At 40.4% G+C, this 23,768-nt stretch carries 18 protein-coding genes; 5 read left to right on the top strand and 13 right to left on the bottom strand.

The window, feature by feature from the left end:
- The first annotated feature begins 55 nt into the window (after positions 1-55).
- Together AC1TO8_RS12435 and AC1TO8_RS12430 are read left to right on the top strand one after the other, a co-directional pair.
- Complete coding sequence (locus AC1TO8_RS12435) at positions 56-949, top strand: C40 family peptidase (protein ID WP_482055928.1); 894 nt, start codon at positions 56-58, stop codon at positions 947-949.
- Positions 950-1,043: 94 nt separating this feature from the next.
- Positions 1,044-1,175 (top strand): DUF4023 domain-containing protein, encoded by a 132-nt coding sequence (locus tag AC1TO8_RS12430; RefSeq protein ID WP_482055927.1) that lies wholly within the window; start codon positions 1,044-1,046, stop codon positions 1,173-1,175.
- A gap of 70 nt (positions 1,176-1,245) precedes the next feature.
- Here AC1TO8_RS12430 and AC1TO8_RS12425 read toward each other — a convergent pair whose 3' ends face one another.
- Positions 1,246-1,488: a Spo0E family sporulation regulatory protein-aspartic acid phosphatase gene (locus tag AC1TO8_RS12425; RefSeq protein ID WP_482055926.1), complete on the bottom strand. Its 243-nt coding sequence runs from the start codon at positions 1,486-1,488 to the stop codon at positions 1,246-1,248.
- 282 nt (positions 1,489-1,770) lie between these two features.
- Positions 1,771-3,186: a DNA-binding protein gene (locus tag AC1TO8_RS12420; protein WP_482055925.1), complete on the bottom strand. Its 1,416-nt coding sequence runs from the start codon at positions 3,184-3,186 to the stop codon at positions 1,771-1,773.
- Positions 3,187-3,386: 200 nt separating this feature from the next.
- Here AC1TO8_RS12420 and ald point away from each other — a divergent pair, with 200 nt between their 5' ends.
- A complete protein-coding gene (ald, locus tag AC1TO8_RS12415) occupies positions 3,387-4,514 on the top strand; it encodes an alanine dehydrogenase (RefSeq protein WP_482055924.1) in 1,128 nt (375 codons plus the stop codon).
- A 154-nt stretch (positions 4,515-4,668) separates the two neighbouring features.
- Here ald and AC1TO8_RS12410 read toward each other — a convergent pair whose 3' ends face one another.
- The 7 genes from AC1TO8_RS12410 to AC1TO8_RS12380 form a co-directional block, all read right to left on the bottom strand.
- On the bottom strand, positions 4,669-5,616 hold the full coding sequence (locus AC1TO8_RS12410) for a 1,4-dihydroxy-2-naphthoate polyprenyltransferase (protein WP_482055923.1): 948 nt from the start codon (positions 5,614-5,616) through the stop codon (positions 4,669-4,671).
- 65 nt (positions 5,617-5,681) lie between these two features.
- On the bottom strand, positions 5,682-5,822 hold the full coding sequence (locus tag AC1TO8_RS12405; protein WP_482055922.1) for a hypothetical protein: 141 nt from the start codon (positions 5,820-5,822) through the stop codon (positions 5,682-5,684).
- Between the two features lie 335 nt (positions 5,823-6,157).
- Positions 6,158-7,264: a glycoside hydrolase family 88/105 protein gene (locus tag AC1TO8_RS12400; protein ID WP_482055921.1), complete on the bottom strand. Its 1,107-nt coding sequence runs from the start codon at positions 7,262-7,264 to the stop codon at positions 6,158-6,160.
- Between the two features lie 47 nt (positions 7,265-7,311).
- Entirely contained in the window at positions 7,312-8,187 is an 876-nt protein-coding gene (locus AC1TO8_RS12395) for a carbohydrate ABC transporter permease (RefSeq protein ID WP_482055920.1), read from the bottom strand.
- 21 nt (positions 8,188-8,208) lie between these two features.
- Positions 8,209-9,177, bottom strand: coding sequence for an ABC transporter permease (locus AC1TO8_RS12390; protein ID WP_482055919.1), 969 nt, complete (start codon positions 9,175-9,177; stop codon positions 8,209-8,211).
- A 149-nt stretch (positions 9,178-9,326) separates the two neighbouring features.
- Positions 9,327-10,883, bottom strand: coding sequence for an extracellular solute-binding protein (locus AC1TO8_RS12385; RefSeq protein ID WP_482055918.1), 1,557 nt, complete (start codon positions 10,881-10,883; stop codon positions 9,327-9,329).
- Positions 10,884-11,248: 365 nt separating this feature from the next.
- Positions 11,249-12,778, bottom strand: coding sequence for an extracellular solute-binding protein (locus tag AC1TO8_RS12380; protein WP_482055917.1), 1,530 nt, complete (start codon positions 12,776-12,778; stop codon positions 11,249-11,251).
- Between the two features lie 163 nt (positions 12,779-12,941).
- Here AC1TO8_RS12380 and AC1TO8_RS12375 point away from each other — a divergent pair, with 163 nt between their 5' ends.
- On the top strand, positions 12,942-15,260 hold the full coding sequence (locus AC1TO8_RS12375; RefSeq protein ID WP_482055916.1) for a helix-turn-helix domain-containing protein: 2,319 nt from the start codon (positions 12,942-12,944) through the stop codon (positions 15,258-15,260).
- A 44-nt stretch (positions 15,261-15,304) separates the two neighbouring features.
- Here the strand turns inward: AC1TO8_RS12375 and AC1TO8_RS12370 are convergent, their stop codons facing one another.
- Positions 15,305-16,306: a glycosyltransferase gene (locus AC1TO8_RS12370; RefSeq protein WP_482055915.1), complete on the bottom strand. Its 1,002-nt coding sequence runs from the start codon at positions 16,304-16,306 to the stop codon at positions 15,305-15,307.
- 69 nt (positions 16,307-16,375) lie between these two features.
- Entirely contained in the window at positions 16,376-16,990 is a 615-nt protein-coding gene (locus AC1TO8_RS12365; protein ID WP_482055914.1) for a TVP38/TMEM64 family protein, read from the bottom strand.
- A gap of 177 nt (positions 16,991-17,167) precedes the next feature.
- Between AC1TO8_RS12365 and AC1TO8_RS12360 the strand changes: the two genes are divergently transcribed.
- Complete coding sequence (locus tag AC1TO8_RS12360) at positions 17,168-18,010, top strand: lipoate--protein ligase family protein (RefSeq protein WP_482055913.1); 843 nt, start codon at positions 17,168-17,170, stop codon at positions 18,008-18,010.
- A 120-nt stretch (positions 18,011-18,130) separates the two neighbouring features.
- On the opposite strand, the gene AC1TO8_RS12355 is transcribed toward AC1TO8_RS12360, so the two are convergent.
- The gene (locus tag AC1TO8_RS12355; RefSeq protein WP_482055912.1) at positions 18,131-21,832 is read right to left on the bottom strand and encodes a non-ribosomal peptide synthetase family protein; all 3,702 of its coding nucleotides are present in this window, start codon (positions 21,830-21,832) and stop codon (positions 18,131-18,133) included.
- A 74-nt stretch (positions 21,833-21,906) separates the two neighbouring features.
- Entirely contained in the window at positions 21,907-23,670 is a 1,764-nt protein-coding gene (locus AC1TO8_RS12350) for a methyl-accepting chemotaxis protein (protein WP_482055911.1), read from the bottom strand.
- Between the last annotated feature and the right edge of the window lie 98 nt (positions 23,671-23,768).

The following is a 23,768-nucleotide window of genomic DNA, read 5'->3' as shown; positions in this document are numbered from 1 at the left end:
ACATTATACATAAAGCGATCTCAACTAAACTATATTCGTATTGGAGTGTACCTCGATGATGCAACAAACTAAAGTAATCCGTCACCTACTTATGCTATTAATAACCTGTATCACCTTAAGCACATGTATCTCCTGTAATAATCCGAAGAAAGATCATACCCAAGTTGCGGATAAACCCACTCATTTCACAGATCAGGATCTATACATTGATACTTTAGGAACGACCTGGGTGCCATTACAGTCCGTTGTGCAGTCACTCGGACTTCGTATGAAGGATTCTGAGAATTTGGTTCAAATAGGCTACACCGATCCTATGTATGAGGTTTATCCGGGACAGAAGCAAGCTCTTTCCTTGGGATCTTCCACGCTGTTACAAGAAGCTCCCATTCGTTGGAAGGGACAGCCCTATATGACTCTTGATTCCGTCTCACGTTTACTCCTCACGCCAGTGAATTGGAATCAACTACAACATAGGGTGGAGATCTCACCGCTCCATGATACTCAGGCACCCCCAACGGGTCAAATCCAAGAGAAATCTATACGGATGGCCAGCACATCCATCAATACGAACGAATTGATATCTTTTGCCAAAAAGTTCTTAGGTGTCCCTTATGAATTTGGAGCTGAGCCATATGCACAATCGAAGACCTTTGATTGCTCCTCCTATACCCAACACGTATTCAAAAAATTTAGTATCGATTTGCCTAGACTTGCCAGAACTCAAGGTAAAGAAGGGGTTAACGTCAGCCGAAATAACCTGAAGGCGGGGGATTTAATATTCTTCACCGTTCCCGACCGATTCGAGAGCAACGCCATTCCTGGCCATGTAGGAATCTATATTGGAGATGGAAAGTTCATTCATACTTGGGGAGAGCCGGGTGTACAAATAAGTAACGTCGACTCCGGTTATTGGAGTACAGTGATCCTGTACATGCGTAGTGTCCTTTGATCCGAAAATACTACTAGCTGTAATCACTCAATCATCATAAAATAGGCTGTTCTAGGAAATACTACGCGGAGTACAACTAAGGAGGGTGGAGCAGATGGATAACACGCATGAGTTTGTGAAGAAGTTACATGATACGCAAGCCAAGGATGAGCGCAATAAGGAGCATCAGGGAAAAGGAGCCCCTAGTAATAAATTACCTAACAAACAGCATAGTAAGACCAAATAGACATGCCAAAGACGGTTTCGTTTCTGTGAGTATATGGAGACGATGCCGTTATACAATGACCAAATCGAGATTAATGACAGATCCCTTCTTGTGCATGCCCAGTGCTTGTGTCTATCTTTCTATTCTGCATTATATTAAACTGCTGTCTTATCCTCTCTTGGGATCCCTTCTTCCGAATGTATACATTCAGAATACGATCAAGTCGGACCGACTTCTCAAGTACTCGCTGATCTCCAATGCCGTAGACATTAGCTAATGTATTTAATTCTGTCCGCCTACATTCTATTAATCTATAAACGGTTCTTATGTCCATTATACTCCCCTCCTATCTTTCTAATAGATTACTATAGGTTACCAAATTATTGATTTATTGTTATTACTATTATTTCTATTTACCCTTATTGATGTAAGTTAAACAGGTCATATAAAATATTCATGCTGGCGCATCAAAAAATCCCTTTGGAAGACTTCCCAAAGGGATTTAAGAAATCACTAAATTGTAAATAGTATCGATTATTAAGAGCCAATACCATGTGCTAATGGTTTCACAATATTAGAATCAATAGGTTGTCCAATCAGAATGAAGCTGCTTAAGCTAATAACTAGAATTAACGAAGCTACTATTTCCTTCATAATTGTATCCTCCTTTTATAATCTGATCATACTCTCCTAGTTCTTCTACAGAAGCGAAACTTCTATACCGCTCAAATAATGACATAGAATCTATAATTTCGCCTTTTTTATTTATTTTAGCATTAATTGTTAGACTTTGTAAAGTATTTCGCATTCCTTCTCTGTATCTCTTATTACTAAATTGGTATTTGGCAATCTCAAAACATAGATTCGCAAAACTTACCCTGTTAATGACATCCGAGTATCCATTATTAATATTGGAGAAGGGATCTTTCTGGTATTCTTGAAAAACATCACTAAACAACTCTAGAATGTCATCTACGGAAAAGCCATGTCGGTTCGCCGATCTCATAATGGTTAGAAGACCGGTAAGTATCTCCTTCGGATTATCTTTCAGAATCTGGGTGTAACCAGGAAGAATATCCACATTTCCCATAAGAATCTCTAATGAATACGTGTTAGCTATTGCCCACATACGGTATTGCTCTACTATTAAGAGACCTTCTTGATCTAGTCCTTCTATCCAGCTTAAATCCGCATATACAGCAACATACTTCATCGCTTCTTCGTAGCGTTCTAGTGATTCTAACGCTGATCCCTTCATTAAATAACCATAAGCGTAATAGACGAATAATGGCTTCTCGGTCACTAACGGCTCATAAGATCTCCTACCTAACCTTCTATGCTTCTCGTTTTCTAATACAATGTTAGAGAGAATAATCAATTCATCTGCATACTGCTCTACTCTCTCATACTTTCCCATCGTGTAGTAGATGTTCATTAGCTGATACAATGCATCCAAGTGATAATTCTCCGGTAGTCTCTTGCGATATGAAACAAACTGAAGCGTGGCCTCCATATTATGTTCCGAATCAAGCCCGAGTGAAGCTCTAAATATGCGATACTGGCTAATCGCTAATCTCTCAGAATGCTGATACTTCTCATGCTCAGCTACGCATTGGTAGAATATAATGGATTCCTTCTCCATCCCACTCATATATAATTTCTCAGCTATGGAGAATATCAACGTTACATAGATCAGGTTCTCCATCAACCTAGATAATACCTCCGCAATGCAGTCCTCTTTACCTAGCTCTGCACAGCGAATGAGAAATGCACTAATCCTTCTACCATTCGGCTTCTCATTGAAGAAGCATTCTTCCACATACAAGTCATATAGCTCTCCTTCAGCATAACCAAGCCCTTTTGTAATTAAATCGATCTGCCGCACGGAAATAGGCTTAGGCGGATTATTATTAAGAATGGCGCTAATCACACCCTTATTGATCCCTGAACTCTGCCCAAAACTACTATATGTATGTCCATTACCTTCCAGATAATTAATAATCTCCGCTCGAATCGTAGTTGCAGAACTCATTCCATCACCCCTATCACAAAAAGGATCATTCTAACCGCCGACACTATTTTAGTATCATCTACTATATAATTACAATTATACGAATATATTGATAGCTGGTCAATTAAAAATTTTCATCAATCGTTTCTATCATTTCTAGGGGTGATTAAACTTTCATTTCCTTGTACACTATAATGATAAAACCTAAGAGGTGATCTGTTGTGAGAATTGGAATCCCCAAAGAAATTAAGAAAAATGAAAATCGAGTAGCCCTTACACCCGCAGGCGTAACAGAATTCCTGCAGCATGGACATACCGTATATGTAGAGCGATCTGCTGGCGTGGAGAGTGGCTTCCCTGATCATGAATACGCCGCTGCTGGCGCTATCATCGTAGAAGAAGCTAAAGATCTGTGGGATCAATCTGATCTAATTATGAAAGTTAAAGAGCCTGTCTCAGATGAGTACGGCTATCTCCGCAAGGACCTTCTTCTTTTCACATATCTTCACCTAGCTAATGAGCCTGCACTTGCCCAAGCTTTGATAAGCTCCGGGGCAACTGCTATCGCCTATGAGACTGTTACTGCAGATGGTAGTCTTCCCTTACTAACTCCTATGAGTGAAGTAGCTGGACGCATGGCTATTCAGATTGGTGCACAACTTCTGGAAAGACATCGGGGAGGTAAAGGTATTCTATTATCTGGTGTTCCTGGGGTCAGACGGGGAAAAGTAATGATTATTGGTGGAGGTATCGTCGGAACGAATGCAGCCAAGATTGCTATTGGACTAGGTGCAGATGTGACCCTACTGGACCTAAGTGTAGGGAGATTACGGCAGTTGGATGACATATTTGGAAACCAAATTACGACATTAGTATCCAACTCATCTAACATTGCTAAGTCTGTAGCAGATGCGGATCTACTCATTGGGGCCGTTCTTATTCCTGGTGCGAAGGCACCTAAGTTAGTGACTGAACAAATGGTGAAATCGATGGCTACAGGATCCGTTATTGTAGATGTTGCCATTGATCAAGGTGGAATTGTGGAGACGATTGATCATATAACCACTCATGACAATCCAACCTATGTCAAACATGGTGTGATTCATTATGCTGTTGCTAACATGCCCGGTGCTGTACCTCAAACATCCACGATTGCGCTAACAAATGCCACGATGCCGTTCGCATTGCTACTTGCAAATCAAGATATTCGGGAACTCTGCATTCATCATTCTTCCATTGCAAGTGGTGCTAATGTCATTAATGGCTGCATCACTCATCAAGCTGTCGCTCGGGATTTAGGCTATGAATATGTTCCTGCTGACAAGGCATTTACCCGCGGAAATATCTAAGTTGCTATTGCTCCCTATCACCAAGCAGAAACGGCTATGCCGTCCTTTTTAAGGACGGCATAGCCGAAATATAAGAATTAGAGTATCAAGTAATACTAGTGACCTCATATTTCTACAGAATGATATACTTCCTATTTATTATGAAAAGAACGGGTTACAGCGCCATCACAACTGCCACACTGAAGACAAGAATACGCGCCATATTCGTAATAAGAAAATTCTGAACAGCCAATCCGAAAGTATGCTGTTTCGTTTGTTTCTTCATAAATGTGGCTATGTTCTTCTTTACAGGTATCAATGTGAGGAGAATAAGGAGAACGATAACTGGATTCACCTTCAAGAAGAGCAACACGATCAGATCTAAGAAGGAAGCATAGTAGATCCAACGAAACAGAATTAAAGCATAGTCTTTGCCGATGTACACCGGAAGGGTGTATCTTTTATTCTCAACATCCTCATCCATGTCACATATGTTGTTAGCTAGCATAATATTGGAGATGCCCAGGATAGCTGGTATTGAAATAAGGAAAATCAATAACAATTCTAGTATATTAATATGAACGTCCATAAATTGTTGGTCGAAAGTCAACAATATCAACTGATCTCCCACATGAATAAATATGGACACAAAAATAATAACAAATCCCATAAACAATCCAGAGAATAACTCTCCTAGTGGCATTCTAGAAATAGGAATCGGGCCGAACGAATATAATATCCCCACGCAGAATGACAAGCCTCCTACAAGGAAAACAACGACCCCCGTATTAAACACTAACCACATCCCCGTACCCACAGCCGTTATAAAGAGGGTAATAATCATTGCTACTACTGTTAACTCTTTCAACCCAAACTTCACAATCGCATTATGCTCTTGGTAACCGTAGCCTTCTTTTTTTTGTGCTTTTTTAAAATCATAATAATTATTCATCGCTGTTGTAAACATATCGAATGTGAGCAATGATACGAACATTAATATGAAATTCGCTATTTGAAATTCTTCGAATCGGAACACTACATAGACACTCCCTAGGAAAAAAGGGATCATACTTGCGAGCTTCGTCCTAATTTCGACTAGACTCAGAAAACTCTTCACTGTCATATCTATCATCCTTTAGTTAATTTCTGATGGTCTTGACCCTCCATCATCTCTAAAAACATGATATATTATTCTTTAAACTTTAGACAGCTATATATATCGTTGACGACAGCAGAATAGCAGGTATAAGCAACAATAACTACAACAGCGACAACATACCTATAATCCACTGCCGCCCCACCATTCACTTCTAGCTGCAATAAGTACATCTAAATTCAACTAAATCCCTCTGAAGCTAACTTTAGTTGCACGGAGTACATCTAAATGACTGGAAACTCTACTTTTCAGCGTTATCGCCATTATTAACTGTATTTTTACAGCTAATTCTCTCCTTTCCTACTTTTTCAGCTATTTAAATGTACTACATGCATCTATTCTGTTCTCACCTTCACTACCTCCATTACCTTCAGCCATCCAGGAAGTCTTCCAATAACTTATACTTTTTAGAAAGCAAAAAATAAACGGCAGCGCCATCCTCTTCCCGGGACAGCACTACCGTTTCTTATGTGTGCGAGTTCAAAAGGTCAGCCTTCCAGTACTAAAGCTAAACCGTATCACTTACGATCAAGGATTGCATCTCTACGCACGCCATAACGAACGCGCCCACACCATGTAGATCATTCTTACTTGTAGGACGAGTCACATAGTTCTCATAATCTCCTGCCGAAGTACCAATACAAATATCGGGCAGAATGATTCCGCCATTCTCGTCCCACTCCAATACTTGAATTAATCCTTCATAACCTTTCTTAGCTGCTTCCAAGTATTCCTTACCTACAATGCCATGCTTCACAGCCTTAGCAATCGTGTATACGAATAGGCAACTACCGGAGGTCTCTAGCCAATTATCAGCAAGATGACCTTTATCAACAACTTGATACCACAATCCACTGTCCTGATCTTGATAACGAACTATCGCTTCTACGAATTCCCCCAATTCCAATGATAGCTCTGTGTATCCCGGATCACTCTCAGGCAAATGATCTAGAAATTGTGATAATGCGAGACCATACCACCCCAATGATCTACCCCAGAATTCAGGGGAGCAACCTGTTTCGGGGTTAGCCCAAGGCATACGACGACTTTCATCCCATGCATGATACAGCAAGCCTGTTGCGTCATCCTTCATATGTTTACGCATCAACCGCTCCTGATGCAATACGGTCTCGCGCAGGCCCACTTCTCCATATACATTCGCATACTTCAAAGAGAATACCCCAGCCATATAAAGCCCATCCAACCACATTTGGTTAGGATACTTATCCTTGTGCCAGAAGCCACCCTCCGCCGTTAAGTTAAGGGTATTCAACAAGCTTCTCAGCTTCGTAGCCGCAATGCGATATTTGGGGTTACCTGTCCGCTCATGAAGTTGAAAGAGCAGAAGCCCTGCCTGAACAGCATCGAGCTCGTCTCGAGCGAAATATAAGTTTCCGTATTCATCCACGAGATCGTCCACGTATTGTTGAATATAATCAATATAGCGATCTTCTTGAACGGATTCCCACAAGAGTTCCATTCCACATAGAAATACCCCTTGATGGTAATGCCATCGATGCGTAGGAGGAAGCTCCCTAGCTTCGTAAGTATTCATTAAAGAATCGCAAGCCTTCTTCGCCCATTCAATCGGCGTTCTCGGTATACTACTAGTCATTTCAAACTTCCTCTCTAATGGATATATCCCTATCTTAGCTCTCTTTCTTAGCCTTTCATCGATCCCAACATAGCTCCTTTAGCAAAGTGCTTCTGCAAGAACGGATACACCATCAGAATAGGTAGCGTTGCTACAACAATAACAGCCATTTTAATCGTTTGATCTGGTGGTGGAACTGATGCGTCCAATGTCGAGCTATAATCCATACCGCTAGCAAGAACAACAATTTGTCTTAATAGTACCTGTATAGGCCATTTAGCACTATCATCCAAATATAGAATCGCCGTCATGTACGTATTCCAATAGGTTACAGCATAGAACAAAGAGATGGTTGCAATCGCTGGCAAAGATAAAGGTAATACTATTCTGAAAAATATGCCGAAGTCGCTACACCCATCAATTTTAGCTGATTCCTCTAACCCCTCAGGAATATTACGAAAAAAGTTTTTGAGAATAATCATATTAAATGCACTGATCGCTGACGGTAGAATAAGTGCTGCATAGGAATCGATGAGCCCCAATTCCTTCACGACTAGAAATGTTGGGATCATCCCACCATGGAACAGCATCGTGAACACAACCAGGAAGTTAATGACTGTACGCCCATCCAAATCCCTTCTGGAAAGACCATAAGCCATAAGAGCAGTCACAAACATACTAAACAGTGTACCTATGGCCGTAACCCCAATTGAAACTCCCATCGCTTTAAAGATCGTATTCGTAGAGAAAATAAACTTGTAAGCTTCTAGACTCCATACTTTTGGAATGAGAACAAATTTATTGGCCGCCATCTCCGCACTTGTTGTGAAGGAGCCTGCTACAACGTGCATGAATGGAAGCACCGTAACTAAAGCAATAATGGCTAGCAACGTAAAGTTTATCGCAGCAAAGAGTTTGCCGCTGAATGATCTATCTTCTACCATTTCAATTCCTCCCACGACATATCAATAGACGCCTTCTTCTCCCATTTTTTTGGATATTTTATTGACCGACATGACCATAATCAACCCAATAATCGATTTGAAAAATCCGATAGCAGTACTATAACTGAACTGGCCTTGTCTCAAACCAGCGGTATATACATACGTATCTATAATTTCAGCAACTTCTCGGTTCATGGAATTAAGCAGTAGATACACATGTTCAAATCCAAGATCGAGTACGGAACCAATTTTCAAAATAAACAATGTGATAATGACACCTCTAATGGAAGGTAGCGTAATATGCCAAATTTGTCTCATCCGACCGGCACCATCCATACGCGCTGCTTCATAGAGCCCAGGGTCTATTGCCGCAATAGAGGCTAGATAAATGATCGTCCCCCAACCTGCTTCTCTCCAGATCACCTGAATGATATACATTGGCCTGAACCAGCCTGGATTAAGTAGAAAGTTTACCTTTTCAAATCCAAAAAAAACAAGTAGTTCGTTGATAATTCCTCCATCCATCGTTACCATAACGAACGAGATCGAGACGACGATAACCCATGACATGAAATGGGGCAAATAGACGAGTGTCTGAAAGAATCTTTTGAAAAAGGTACCTCTAAGTTCATTCAACATGAGAGCAAGTATAATAGGTATCGGAAAATATATAAGAATGTTCAATCCGAATAAAATAAGGGTATTCATCAAAATATTAAAGAAATCTGGCTCTGTAAATAACCGATTGAAATGCTTCATCCCCACCCAATCACTACCCATAATTCCTTTATAGGGTTTGTAATCCTGAAATGAAATAATTAATCCGTACATCGGAAAATATTTAAAGATAATAAAATACAGTATTCCTGGTGTAACCATGACATAGAGCCATTTATTTCTCCACAGACGCTTTTTGAGCTCACTACTGCTCTTACCACTCACACGTTGCGGTTCAGTAGCATTGCTAGGTTGAACGGCCACTTCCTGCATGATACTCTTCCTTTCTCCATCATAATCCAATCATGATTTATCTATTAGTGGTAGTCCAAATGTTGACTTTTCAATAATGAACGAGGCTGTTGAAATCCATCAACAGCCTCTTCTGTTCTACCTTACAGTCATCCATTCAAGCTAGATTACTATTTCTTATATACAGCGTTATACTCTTCAATAATTTGTGCCCCGCCACGGCTCTTCCAGCTCTCAACCTCTTTTTCAAAACCAGCCTTGTCAAGCTGTCCATACATATACTTGTATGTTGCATCCGTAATAATCTGCTGAAGTTCAACTCCTTTTTCCGTAAAGGTAGCTGAATCTAGAGCAGCTGTTGGATCTGGCACACCCACCTTAACATTCGCAAGTACTAATTCTTCTGCATGAATTCTACCCGGAAGAAGGTTCAAGCTTTCATACATACCATTTGTTTCTGATTCACCGATGACGCTATCTTTGAAGCCTTTCACTTCACGTTCGATCAGTTCTTTATCATCTGCTGGTTTAGCTTTACCATCCTCAACAGTATAGTGTACGCCTTCAATTCCCCAGAACATCATATTAGAAACTTCAGGAGTCATCATTTTGTCAAAGAACGCTAGTATCTTTTTGAGCTCTGCCTCATCCTTCACTGCATCTTTCGGAAACAAGACCACGTTGTTATAACCTGGAATCATCCATTGAGCAAAGTTTCCGTCCGGACCTGCAACCATACTATGCGTATCCAGAACAGCATCTGGGAAGTTCTTAACTAAATCCTTGTTAAGTGAATCAATATCTTGCATGGATCCTCCGATATAGAGACCCGCTTTACCACTTTTGAACATATTCACAGCATCTGTTTTACTAGTCGCCGCGAAATCCTGATTCATGTAACCGGATTCACGTATCTTCTTGAAGAAGTCCATCGTGTCGATATACTGAGAGAACGTAAATTCCGGTGCTAGTTGACCGTCTATCTCACCCCATGTGTTTGGTGTTCCGAACCATGCTGATACTGTTTTGAAAGCACCATAGATCAATTCATTCCGATCAACAATACCCGTCGTATCCTTCTGACCATTACCATCTGGATCTTGCTCTGTGAACGCCTTCGCCATTTCGAACAACTCATCTACATTGGCCGGTGCACTGAGTCCAAGTTTATCTGCCCAGTCTTTACGATAGATAATTCCTTGACGCGCAAGCGGTCTACCGATATACAGTGTGTATAACTTATCATCCACCTTGGTGTTATTAAGTATTTCAGGTTTTAATTTGTTCAAGTTCGGGAATTCGCTTAAATAAGGACCTATTTCCCAGAATTGTCCGTCTTTGATTGCTTCTTTCATCTGAATGAATGTCGTCTGATTCTTCAGATAGGTTACTTGTGGTAAGGATCCGGTGGCAAATGACGAGTTCAATTTCTCTTCATACGTGTCTGCTGGGAAGAATTGATATGTCAGTTTCGTGTTCGTTAATTTCTCAAGTTCATTCTTTATCGTGTCTGGTGGTGCCTCTGAGGTGTTCAATGGGAGCATGATCTTAATCTCTGTCGGTTTCTCTGGTTCTGGCTCTTTCTCTACCACCGCTGTGGTGGTCCCCTCATTGTTAGATGCAGTTGGAGCATTTGTTCCACCGTTGTTTCCACCTGAACAAGCAGATAATACGGCACTGAACATGAACAGCGCAGTAAGCAACATGGAAAATGATTTTTTCTTCATACCCTCTTGACCTCCATTTAACTTGTAATGTTTACAAGTCCCACACTACAGGTCTTATCTGATTACGAAAACAATCATTTACTCATAAAGGGTCATAAATAGGCATTCCCACACTCATCTGTTCAAATGATTATCATGATAATCATTCATCCCACCTCAGTTATATATACCTATCTTCGCTAGGTATATAGTTGCATATGTACATCTAAATTCAGCCCTTTTCCTCTTTAGCCAACTTTAATTGCAAAACTGCATCTAAATTACTGGAAATTCCACTTTTCAGCGTTATCGCCATTTTTAAGTGTACTTTTACATCTACTCTAGCCGCACCTTCACTGCCTTCATGCGCGAAGCATTGTTCATCACTATTTCAACGCTTCCGTTCGTTCTTTATCCTCATAATATTGTTGCATTATAAGGTTCCCACCATTACGCTTCCATCTCTCAACCTCTTGTTGGAATCCATCCACTGTTAAATTGCCAAGGATATAATTATACGTAGCATCCGTAATGATCGTAGTCAGCTCAATATTTCTCTCATCATACGTTTGGGAGCTCAACTGAAGCGTTGGGTCATTAACTAAAAAGTGTTCATTATCTTCACTCAACTCATCTGCAAGAGCTGTCATCAATTCTTTCTCACCGACCTCCATAATGTTAGGATTACTAAGCCCGGCAATGATCATCGTATACAAAGGATTAACTTCCTTCACTCTCAGCTGCGAAGTTTCCTCTGGGAGAATAACTAAGTCATCCTTCATACTATAGTGTTTCCCCTCGAAACCATACATCATCAGATTAACAACATCACTATCCATCGTTCGATCGAAAAATCCAAGAATTGTTCTCAATTCAACTTCCGTTTTTATCGCCTTTTTAGAAAAGACATACAGTCCATTATAATTGGGAATAGACCATACTTTATATCCACTTGGTCCTTCAATCCGATTAATCAAACCTAATCTAGCCTCTGGGTTTATAGCCTTGACCTCATTGGATAGTCTTTGAACATCGGTCATACTTCCAATATATACGCCCGCTTTCCCTCGAATAAGTAGATCCCGCTGAACTTCCTTGCTCGTAAAGACGAAATCCTGATTCAGAATTTTTTCATCGTATAATTTCTTCATAAAATTCATTGTATTCATATATTCTACTGTTTCAAATTCAGGAATAAATTGATTATTATCTATTTTCCAATTGTTTGGTGTTCCGAAATAGGAACTAAGTGTCTTGAACACACCATATACTAGATCATTGCGATCAACCAAGCCAATCGTATCATTACTTCCATTCTGATCTGGATCATTAAACGTGAATTGTTTCATAACCTCATATAGCTCATCTAACGTCTGGGGCTTATTGAGGTGAAGGTTATCCAACCAATCCTCTCTAATGATAATTCCTTGCCTTGATGACGGACGTTCCGTGTATAATCCATAAATTTTGTTATCTACTGCAGCCTGCTCCAGAAAAACTGAGTTCAGCTCTTTTAGGTTAGGAAAGTCTTTCAAATACGGACCAATTTCCCAAAAGGCTTCAGATCTGATCTCATTCTTCACTAGGGTGTAATCTGTAAATTTCACAAAAGTGGCCTTTTTTAGGGAGTTCGTCGTTAATGCGGTATTCATTTTATCTGTATATATGCCCTCTGGTACCCAACCGATATCGAGCTTTGTGTCTGTTAGCTTCTCAATCTCTTGAATAATCTCATCTGTCGGTGGATGGGGAAAATGAAGTGGCGCCATAATAGAAATGCTCGGACGCTCATCATTCTTAGCCGATGTCCGGGCTCCCCCTCCTTCATTCGAACATGCGCTAATTAGAAAAATCGAAAGAATCATAAATATTAGATACGAAATGGCGGTACTTCTACTCCGATATGTATTAACCATTCTTATCCTCCCTTGATGAAACTAAATTATCTCGTCATAATAAGCTAAAGTAACTCTAATTCTAAGATAATGATTATCTTCATGGTAGATGATTATTGTCCTAACACTGCCTACTCTATAAAATTAAGATGTATCTATTTCCTCATGATGGGTGTTGAATCGTGTGAAGTCATTAAGCTTTTTGCGAAAACTAACAATGTTCACCTTTGTATTGAGCACTCTTCCTGTCATATTTATCGGCTCATTCTCCTATTTCACCTCCTCCAGTGAAATACAGAAAAATGTAAACAAAGGGAAAATGGAACTTATCTCTCAAATTAATTCCAATGTAGAGCATAAATTAACGACTGTCAACCATACTTTGAATCAAGTCGTTAACTCATCTATGTTGAAAAATGCTCTAACTAAACAACTAAATGTAAACGATTTCACATTATATAATGATTTAAGGAATGAGATGCGCAACATGCAATCCTTTGATACGAAATTAGAGGATGTCATCTTGATCAATAAACGCCAAAATTGGATGATCAAAAATTCAGGTCTATACCGATTCAATGAGTATAAATATGTTGATAACTTGACTGGATTGATGGGTAGCCCCAATAGCACATCATGGATAATCAATCCATCGATCTGGTTCTATAGCGAAGAGAATACCCGTGTAACAGATTGCAACTATAGCATCAGTCTTATTAAAAAATTGCCGACAGCCGATCTTGAGAAATATGGGCTTGCGATCGCGAATATCCCTGCCTGCGATTTACAAGATTTCATCACTTCGGATACAAGTCAATCAGATAGCATTATTATTGCGAATGAGCATAATATCATCCTACTTCATCCCGACCGTTCCTTGATTGGGCAATCCTTAAGCAAAAGTGGAATCGAGAATCTCACCTTATTGACGGACGAGACGAAACCTTCTGGGCAATTGACTGCAAAAATTCATAATAAAGCCCATTCTATCTCATATCTTCATTCAGAACTTAATGGATGGGTTTATTTATCAGTTACTTCCATCGAGAGTATGACGAGACAATCGAATACGATTGGTACACTAACTTTATATATATGTGCTCTCATGTTAGTTCTTTCTATTCTACTGGCTTGGCTCGGTTCTCGGCGCATGTATTCGCCGATCGAACGATTACTTAACCAAATGGGACAACGTGTAACGGATGTTCGAGCAAAACACACGAATGAATTCCAAGTGATTGGTGAACAGATCCACCACTTATTCCAGTCTAAATCTCAATTAGAGAAAGAGGTTCAACAGCATATTCAGCATGTCCGTACTTTTTTCTTAATCAGAGCATTCCAGGGAAATATTAAACAACGAGAGTTATTAGAGGAGCTGGAGCAATTCGGTTACCATACTCAGCTTCTAGATTGGAAGACTATGGCTGTTGTGACGCTTTCCATCGATTACGGTGAAGATTCCCGTTATGAGAAACGAGATCTAAATTTATTGCTCTTCGCCGCACATAACATGATCGAGGAAGTGATTCCCACCTCACAGCGGCTCGCACCTGTCATTATGGATCACACGGTCGTCACATTGATTGGGAGCACTATGGATGATCCAGAGGCCTTCCATCACTTTCTCTATGCATTGACTGAACGTCTTCAACAAGAGGTCAATAGCTATCTAGATCTAAGGGTGAGCATTGGATTAAGTCTTCCCTTCCATTCATTCCATAGAATAGCCATTGCCTACAAAGAAGGATTAGAAGCATTGAAGCATCGAATTAAACTCGGTAAAGGAATCATCATTCAATATGAGAACGTTAACTCTGGTAACCACTATTTGAATTTAACTTACCCTGTACATACTGAGAACGACTTAATTGATGCGATCAAACTGGCGGAGACAGATAAAGCGAAGGAACTTCTCCATCTTATTTTTAAAAACATCTTCTCTTTGGAGCTTTCACCACAAGAATATCAAGTTCCACTAACACGCCTGTTGAACAATCTACTGATTGTGATGCAAGAATCAGGCATTAGTCTAAATCAGATTTATCATGCCAATGGCTCATTATTTGAGGAATTGATTGACCTTCATATCGTAGCTGAGATTGAGGATTGGTTCTGGACCATGGTTATTCATCCCATCATTAAAATCTTCATGGATCGACAAGATGAACAATACCATAACATATCTGAGAAAATTATCGATCTGGTTCAGCATCATTATGATACGGATCTAACGTTAGAAGAGTGTGCTTCAAGGCTACATTATAATGCTAATTACTTGAGCAGCGTATTCCGTAAAGAAACCAACTATTCATTCAGCGAATATCTCACCATGTATCGGTTCAATATGGCGAAGAAATGGTTGGCAACGACGGATATGCCTATTAAGGATATTGCCGCAAAGTTAAGATACAACAATTCTCAGAACTTCATCCGTTCCTTCCGCAAGCAAGAAGACATGACTCCCGGTCAATACCGGGACAATAAGAAGCAAAGGGATTAAGGGATCCATCCCCTAATCCCTTAATGATTTATTAGCTTATTAACTTATTGACTTAGCCATGTATCGAAGAAGTTCCGATATCCCTCTTTCATCACTCGGCTGGAGAATTTCTCAAAGCCATAAGCTCGATTGTCGAACGAGAACTTCTGTGGTGAAGCCGCAGCCATATTAACTAGCTCGAACCAGTTCTTATCGTTACCGGAGAAGGCATGCGTCGAGCTGATATGGCCATAGCAAGGGTGTTCAGGCTTAACAATAATCTTCCCCATTGCCAAAGCTTCGGTAAGAGGCATAGCAAAGGTGTCGAACTTGGAGCAGCTCCAGTATACTTTCGATGAATTCATCAGGGTAAATATTTCCGCTTGCGATAATGCGAACTGTAACTTCACGTTAGAAGGAATGTTATATTTCTTCATACTTTCCTTATAACGTTCACCACCGAACACCATAATAACCTCCTTGTCTGGGTTCTGTCGTGCATATTCCAGAACTAGATCAGGTCGTCTATTCTCTTCATCCCTACCAATCCATAAGATACGATTATCGATGATTTGTGATGGGTCAAAGTGCTGCTCAGCTAAGCTCTCGCTGAATCCAATCGGGATCACATCCACATCTGTTACCCCATAATGACGGGCAAATTCTTGCTTCAAGAATTCGGTCTGAACGATAGCTTTATCTACCATTTGATAAAAAGGCTTCATCATCTCATAACCTGTCAGTGCCGGGTCTGGGAAACTATGTGGAAACAGTACGCTGTTCTTAATGAACATCTTCAAATATGTAAATCCCGAGACGGTATAAATCACATGATCAATTTGTTGTGCATGGATCTGATCGAGCACAATATCATAATTGACCAAATCACCCTTCTCATGCTCATATCCCGGAATCCAGTCGTGAGCACTAACATGACGCTCGGGGGATATAAATACAATATCCACACCCAATTCCTTGCCAATTTGCTGCAAGCGATCTGCAAACACACGAGGACCTTGAGACTCTGCAAATTGTATCTTTCTCATGACCAATCCGACTTTTGTCATCTATAGTTCATCCTATCTCTCATTAGTATTCGTATGACCAATATTACAGACGGTACATATCGTTATTGCTCACTTTAGCTCTACTGAAGTTCTTGTGAAATAACCTTCGATCTTCCTAATAATGACTAGCGATGCAGCGATAAATAACAGAACATACACCAGTTGAATAGGATGCTCAACAAAACTCTGCAAGTCATGTCCAATATAGGAAACATAGAATACCATAATACCTTTACCCAAAGTAACGGCTATCAGATAAGACCATATGCGCATACGCGCTATACCTGCTACTATATTAACAACTACAAATGGCCCCACTGGGAATATCCCTAATAAGAATACATAACTAAAGGCATTACGCTGAATCCAGATCATACTCTTAGCCACTTTAGGTTTCTGTGACCACTTTTGGAAATAAGGAAGTGTCGAGACCCTTCGTACGACTAGGAAAGTCACCAAGCAACCACTCACTAACCCTATCCATGAATATAGAAATCCAAGCCACAAGCCATACATTGCAGCATTTACACCCACGATGATCAATGTAGGTAATGGAGGTATAAATGATTTCATAAACGTCAAAAGAATGCCCGGTATTGGACCAAATTCACGGAACCTCTCCAGTGACTCCTTTATATTCTCCTCTGTCAACATAGACATAATATCTATTGCAGCTATCAACATGTACACCTACCTATCTCGCATCTATAGCTCATATTCCCTGACAATACCATCTTCGCATCATACCATATCCTTCTGTTATCTATATAATTGAAGGCAGATGCCTTTCTTCATGATAAAATAAAGATCATCTGATAGAATCAAACAACTTCATTATAGCTTAAAAAGGAGATCATCACTGTGAGTGAAATCAATTATCCCATTCTAGATCGTCTGATCATACTAGACCGAATGAATGAATTAACAGAGAGCGATCCACTTTATCCATTTGCATTAGATGAACTTCTCTGCAGACATACAGGGAAAGGTGGTCCTGCGATCTGTCATCTATGGCGCCAGCCAAGGTCTTTTATTATCGGGATGAGGGACAGTCGTCTAGACGATGCCGAGAATGGACGCCAATGGATATCTTCTCAGAATTATCAGGTTGCCATTAGAAATTCCGGTGGTGCCGCTGTACCGCTCGATCTTGGCGTCGTTAACATTTCTCTGATATTGCCTCAAGATCATGGACATAACAACTTCAATCTTGGTTTTGAATTCATGTATAACCTTATCCAAGATGCCTTATCAAATACAGGTCTGCGTGTAGATAAGGGAGAAATACAAGGTGCCTATTGCCCAGGTAATTACGATCTAAGTATTGGTGGACGCAAATTCTGCGGTATTGCTCAACGGAGGCAAGCTCATGCTTATATCATTCAGGCATTTGTTATTGCTGAGGGCTCAGGTCAGGAACGAGTCAAGCTCGTAAGAGGATTCTATGATCGAGCCGCGGGGGAATCACCAACCGACCATTATCCGTTAGTAACAGATGATAGTACAGCGAGTCTTGAGGAACTAACTTCGATTGGATCTGGGGCAGCTAGAACATTCGCCGAAGCTGTGAAATATGTCATCCGTGATGGACAGACCGCACAGAGTGTGTCCAATGTAGCTAAAGATCTATACTTACCAAAGGTAGGTGAGATTAACGAATTGGCCCAAGCTTTGCGCCACCGATATGAAGTAAACGTTACCTAGAGAGTCCCATCGAGAATAATCAGGACATTTATAGTTTAAGTTGGAAATACCCATAGAAAAGGGCTTCCTAATATTTCGGAAGCCCTTCTTACTGCGTTCATCAAGCCTTATATCAGCTCATCATGGTTTATCGAAATAGTTGACCGCGATAGCGTGTTCGATAAGTTGTTGGAAATATACATCATCTGGTTCCTGGCACTCTACTTGCAATTTCTGTAGATATTCCGTAGTTTGCGGGCAAGCAAATCTATAGATGGAATTCTTGGCGCCATCTCCTTCGAGCTGAGCCATAGCTAACTCTAATCCGACTCTCTCTTTCGGTTGACTGCTATCAAGTATCCATGATTCATACTGTTCCCAGTCTAGGAGAGTTATATCATATCCGTACTCACGGAACGCCTCGATCATATCTTCATAGGGAATCTGTACCGGATTACAAATATGAAATACTCGTCCAACCGTGTCGTTACTTAGAGCTAACGCAGTAATCGCTTGTCCCGCGTAATTAATCGGTGTCATATCAACCTGCCAGCTGACTTGCGGCGCTTTCTTCAAGAGTAACATCGCTTTAAGCATTCTATAGAATGCATTATTATCTATATTATTCTGAAATACACCTGTCTCAGAATGACAGGACAAGTTCCCGACACGATATACCGTTGCCGCTACGCCTTCTTCCTCGCAAGTTCTAACAACTAACTTCTCGGCTTCTAGCTTACTGTTCGTGTAGACATTCTCAATGCTTACAGAATAATCGTAGGTATTACCATCGATGAACTTATTCCATTGCCCACTGAGTGCCAAATCCTCTGGAATTCCCAAGGTGGATACGAAATGAAAGCGAACATGTTCTTTCCCCCTAGCGAATGAGAGCAAACGGTTCGTACTGTCCACATTGACTCTAGCAAAATACTCAGGGTCTCCAAAATGCTTCACCTCGGCCGCACAATGAATAATAGAATCTAGCTTGTCGTTCAATAACGCTGCTACTGTATCTATCATACCTAGATTATCCTGCTCCAAATCCCCCTGAACAGCAACGACCCTCCCCTCAAGCTTCCCTACAATATCATCTCCGAAATAATCCTTCATAATTTCTATGAGACGCAGATAGGGATCTTCACTCCCCGATGAACGTACCAAACAATACACGGTTGCCTCAGATCGTTGGATGATCTCATATAGCAAGTGTGAGCCTAGATATCCCGTCGCTCCAGTTAAGAGTATATGTCTGTTACTGTATTCCTTAACATTTGCAGGAGATTGTATTCCAAATGAGCTCGGAAATTCTGCTAAATCCTGAATCTGTGAACTAACTGCCCTATTGTTATTCATCACCAACGTATCCTTTAGCTCTACAACCCTTTCCGCTAATTTGGAGATCGTGGAGAAGGCAAAGAAATCATTGATTTTTAATCTCGGAAACTTAGGCTTCAGAATAACTAGAACTTCCAATATCTTCAGCGAATGCCCACCGACCTCAAAGAAATCGTCGTGAATGCCTATGTGAGTACGGTTCATCACTGTCTCCCAAGCTTCGGCTATTTCCTGCTCCAATTCATTACGGGGAGCTTCATAATTGGAATTGTCCGCTACGGTTACTTCTACTTCGTAAAGTGCAAGTTGTTTGCGGTCTATTTTGGCCGTGGGCGATAAAGGCATCTCTTCCAAAAAACAGAAGTGACTTGGAATCATATAGGATGGTACTTTTTTGCTTAAATATTGGACAAGCTCATTTCTGGAGATATCTTCTCCGTTCTTTGAAGTATAGAAGGCGACAAGGAACTTCGTTCCATCCGCTTCTGCCTTAGCAATGATCGCTATTTCTTTGATCTTCTCGTATTTAACTAAGTTTTCTTCAATCTCCCCGATCTCAATCCGATATCCTCTGATCTTAACCTGTAGATCCTTTCTACTCACGTACTGAATTCCGTTCTTCTGCAACATCACCATATCTCCAGATCGATAATATCGTTTGCCAGAGTTCGGATCCACTGGGTCAGGAATGAATACTTCATTCGTCTTTTCCTCTAGATTCAAATAACCTTTGGCTATACCCACAGAGCTGATGAGCAATTCACCCATAACATGTAACGGACAAGGTTGATTATTCTCGTTCACGATCAGAACCTCATAATTGGTGAGGGGTACTCCAATAGGAATGCTCGAGATATCATCTGGGACAACATAATCAATTACATGGCCCGTCGTTAAGGCTGTTACTTCTGTTGGACCATATACATTTATTATTCTAACGGCATGGCCGAACTTCCTCTGTAATACTCGGACGGATTCCCCGGATAAAGACTCGCCTCCAACGACAAGACTCTTGATCACATGATACTTCAGTGCATCTTCATCACTAAGATGAGCTGATAACTGATTAAAGAATACCGTCGGCAAGAGGCATAGTCGTGTCGCCTTGACTTCTTCAATTGCGGCTGTGAACGACTCTATTGAGAATCGTTGTTCATTATTTAAGATATGTAGTCTTGCGCCACTACATATTGAACTGTACATGTCATACACGGATGCATCGAAACTAAAAGTAGAATACTGTAACATAACATCTTCTTCATTAAATTGAAGATCTTCCTTGGTTCCCAAGGCAAGATTTACAACGCCTGCATGTGCGATCATCGCACCTTTGGGTTTACCAGTCGACCCAGATGTATAGATGACATACGCCATGTCATCGGGATGACTGATTACATCAACAGGATCCTTCGAATACTGATCGAGTTGCTTATCCAAACTAAATACTGCAACTTCTGATTCATTCCCACTTAACAGTTCTGCTACCTTAGCTGTATGTTGATCTTTTGTAATAATAATGTGAGATTGGGTATCCATAATGATGTAAAGATTTCGGTCATCGGGATGCTCCGGATCGAGTGGAATATAGGCTCCCCCCGCCTTTAATACACCCAACATACTTATAATCGCTTCAAGACCTCTCTCCATAAAGATAGAAACAAATTCCCCTTTGGAAAGTCCTTTATGCACCAGCATCTGAGCCACTTGATTCGATAAACCATCCATTTGGCTATAAGTTAAGCTACCCATATCAGAGGAAAGGGCTATCTTATCGGGAAAGCGACTTACTACGGATTCCAGCATTGCTGGAATCGTCAAAGTAAGTGGCCAATCCTTGGATGTGTTATTCAATTCAGCATATGCGTTCATATCTTCCTTGGTTAGAATGGGTACGTTTCCTATCAATGTGGCAGTATCGGCCAATCCAGCATTTACAAGATACTGATAGTACTGAACAAATCCATGAATGGTACTCTCCTTGAATAAGTTCATATGATATGAGATATGTACAGCCCATATATCTTCATCCTTACGGACTGACCAATTTAGAATGCTATCTTCCACCGTATGGTCTTCGCCATAAATCGTCTTAATAAGGGAAGACTGGCCCGTCATTAATTCTATCTCTGATATTGGTAGACTAGCAGCATATATGCTGCTTAATTTCTCCGATATAACATCGAATAGTTGTTGAAACGAAATATCTCCTTCCCACACCATCCGCAAAGGTAATATATTTCCGCTATGATCGTTGACACCAACAATCAAGTCCCTCTCACCAGTCATTCTATACAGAAATGCATAATAGCAACTTAGCATCCAACTATTCATATCCATAGGGTTAGTATGGTCTGGATTAACTTCTAGTACAAACCTTGCCTTCTGTAATACTCTGGGTGTAAGATGTTTCGGGAAATCCGTATATATATCCAATGCCGATAAAGGCGACTGCAGCTCTTTCACCCAATATTCGTTCGTAGTCCCCGTTATCAAAGTAGTAATCATTAACAATCGCTCCTTATTTATATCTCTAGAAGTAACGTATTTTGCGATAACAAACTAACCTTCGACATGCTATTTTAGACTTTCAATCCAAAGACTAATTCTTCAATCTTACTAGATACTTGATTTAAGTGCTCCGCAGTTTCAACCATTTTGTTCGAAGATGTTCGTTGCTCATGGGTACTAGACTTAATTTCCTCAGATACCTCAGCATTTCTCTCTGCTATAACCGCAAGATGCTTAATTGCAGCGGTGATTTGTTCTGTCTCAGCTACCATCTCTTCTGTTGCGGCAGAGACTTCCTGAATCTGACTTGTCACTGATTCTGTAGCTATTAACAGCCCATTAAATAAAATGCCTGTCTCCTTCACAATTCGTATTCCTACTTCTACATTACGTTCTCCTTCATTAGCCGCATTAACTGCAATCTGAGTTTCCTTTTGAATAAACTGAATTAATTCTGCAATTTGTTCAGCAGATTTCTTAGACTCTTCCGCCAGTTTTTTTACTTCATTGGCTACAACAGCAAATCCGCGTCCCTCTTCTCCAGCTCTTGCTGCTTCAATGCTAGCATTTAAAGATAGTAATTGCGTTTGCGTAGCAATTTGGGTAATCACGTGCACAATTTCACCTATTTGTCCAGAACGATTCTGTAATTGTTCGATGGAACTAACGGAGTTAAGTACCGATTTATGAATATTATCCATCTGTTGCATAACTTCGCCTACATTCTCGTTACCACGCTCTGATTGATCTTTCATTTCCATAGACGTATCAGATAACAGATTAGTACTGCTCGCAATAGTGCCCACGCCTGAGGATATTTCCTCTAATGAAATTACACTCTCTAAAATGGACTTACTTTGTTGAGATGCTTGTTCAGATATCTCCTCAATATTAGTAGTAATCTCCATTGAAATTTCTTGGTTATCTTCCAGATTGGAGAACAATTCTTTCGATTGTTCTGCCGATTGTAAAGATACGGATTTAATAGTCGTTACCAAGCGATTCATAGTGGTGACTGTCGCGTTAAATCTTTCCGCTACTTGACCGAATTCATCCTTGCCTATTGGTAGTTGAACGTTAAAGTCACCTTTACTTAGTGTCTCTAGAGCATTCATCAAGTGCTTCACAGGTGCAAAGGTCCGCTTCGTTATGAAATATTGCAGCGCCAACATAACAATTAAGGTAGCAAGTAGAGCTATCGACGTACTTTTTAGCAATGCCTGTTTCCCAGCCATAATTAAGCTCGCATCAACATCTATACCCATATAAGCGAATATATTGCCTTCGCTATCTTCATAGGGTGATAGAACGGTTACCCACGTACCGTAGTCATCATCATACGGATCAGTAAATGCCATTTCCTTCGTCTTCAACATTTCTCTGACACCATCAGCATGAATAGTAGGCTGAGGGTACAGCGCCCCGTAAGCTAGTCCGTCTGCAGCAAGCATATCCATCACTTCATCTGAAAAGGCGATAATAGATGTTTCATTGCCATTCACAAGTTCAGGCCCGAATATGTAACCTTGAGCAACGTTAGGATGCATCTCTGGCAATTCGGCAAATACCTCAGCCATTTTTCGATGAATCGGTGAATTACGGTCTGTATTAGCTTTCGCTTCAAGAGTCTCTTCCGCTGTTATCTTCCCTTTCCAAGACTCCATAATTTTCTGCGAATCAGACTCCAATTGATCTGTAAGAACTTCTCCTTGAATATAATAACTTGATATAATTAATATAACTCCTGTTAAAATAATGGATATACTAGTCCACATCATATTTTTAGTGACAATACTTCTGTTAGTGATCGATTTAAACATTTGTGGTAACTTCATGTCCTATCTCCTCTTTGTCTGTTTAATATGTGCGAAATCTAATGTCGTTGAAACTACAATTATAACGTCGTTCCCCCCTATCCTTTCAAGTTCAGTTT

Source organism: Paenibacillus sp. Y859, from assembly GCF_056786405.1.
The sequence above is the reverse complement of the archived record's forward strand: the minus strand, read 5'-3'. Positions and strand labels throughout refer to the sequence as shown.

Bases quoted from the DNA above. Each gene is read 5' to 3' on its own strand.
- AC1TO8_RS12430 (WP_482055927.1), top strand. From the start codon at position 1,044: ATGGATAACACGCATGAGTTTGTGAAGAAGTTACATGATACGCAAGCC.
- AC1TO8_RS12425 (WP_482055926.1), bottom strand. From the start codon at position 1,488: ATGGACATAAGAACCGTTTATAGATTAATAGAATGTAGGCGGACAGAA.
- AC1TO8_RS12435 (WP_482055928.1), top strand. From the start codon at position 56: ATGATGCAACAAACTAAAGTAATCCGTCACCTACTTATGCTATTAATA.
- AC1TO8_RS12410 (WP_482055923.1), bottom strand. From the start codon at position 5,616: ATGACAGTGAAGAGTTTTCTGAGTCTAGTCGAAATTAGGACGAAGCTC.
- AC1TO8_RS12365 (WP_482055914.1), bottom strand. From the start codon at position 16,990: ATGTTGATAGCTGCAATAGATATTATGTCTATGTTGACAGAGGAGAAT.
- AC1TO8_RS12370 (WP_482055915.1), bottom strand. From the start codon at position 16,306: ATGACAAAAGTCGGATTGGTCATGAGAAAGATACAATTTGCAGAGTCT.
- AC1TO8_RS12405 (WP_482055922.1), bottom strand. From the start codon at position 5,822: ATGTACTTATTGCAGCTAGAAGTGAATGGTGGGGCGGCAGTGGATTAT.
- AC1TO8_RS12350 (WP_482055911.1), bottom strand. From the start codon at position 23,670: ATGAAGTTACCACAAATGTTTAAATCGATCACTAACAGAAGTATTGTC.
- AC1TO8_RS12355 (WP_482055912.1), bottom strand. From the start codon at position 21,832: ATGATTACTACTTTGATAACGGGGACTACGAACGAATATTGGGTGAAA.
- AC1TO8_RS12385 (WP_482055918.1), bottom strand. From the start codon at position 10,883: ATGAAGAAAAAATCATTTTCCATGTTGCTTACTGCGCTGTTCATGTTC.
- AC1TO8_RS12380 (WP_482055917.1), bottom strand. From the start codon at position 12,778: ATGGTTAATACATATCGGAGTAGAAGTACCGCCATTTCGTATCTAATA.
- AC1TO8_RS12420 (WP_482055925.1), bottom strand. From the start codon at position 3,186: ATGAGTTCTGCAACTACGATTCGAGCGGAGATTATTAATTATCTGGAA.
- AC1TO8_RS12400 (WP_482055921.1), bottom strand. From the start codon at position 7,264: ATGACTAGTAGTATACCGAGAACGCCGATTGAATGGGCGAAGAAGGCT.
- AC1TO8_RS12390 (WP_482055919.1), bottom strand. From the start codon at position 9,177: ATGCAGGAAGTGGCCGTTCAACCTAGCAATGCTACTGAACCGCAACGT.
- AC1TO8_RS12395 (WP_482055920.1), bottom strand. From the start codon at position 8,187: ATGGTAGAAGATAGATCATTCAGCGGCAAACTCTTTGCTGCGATAAAC.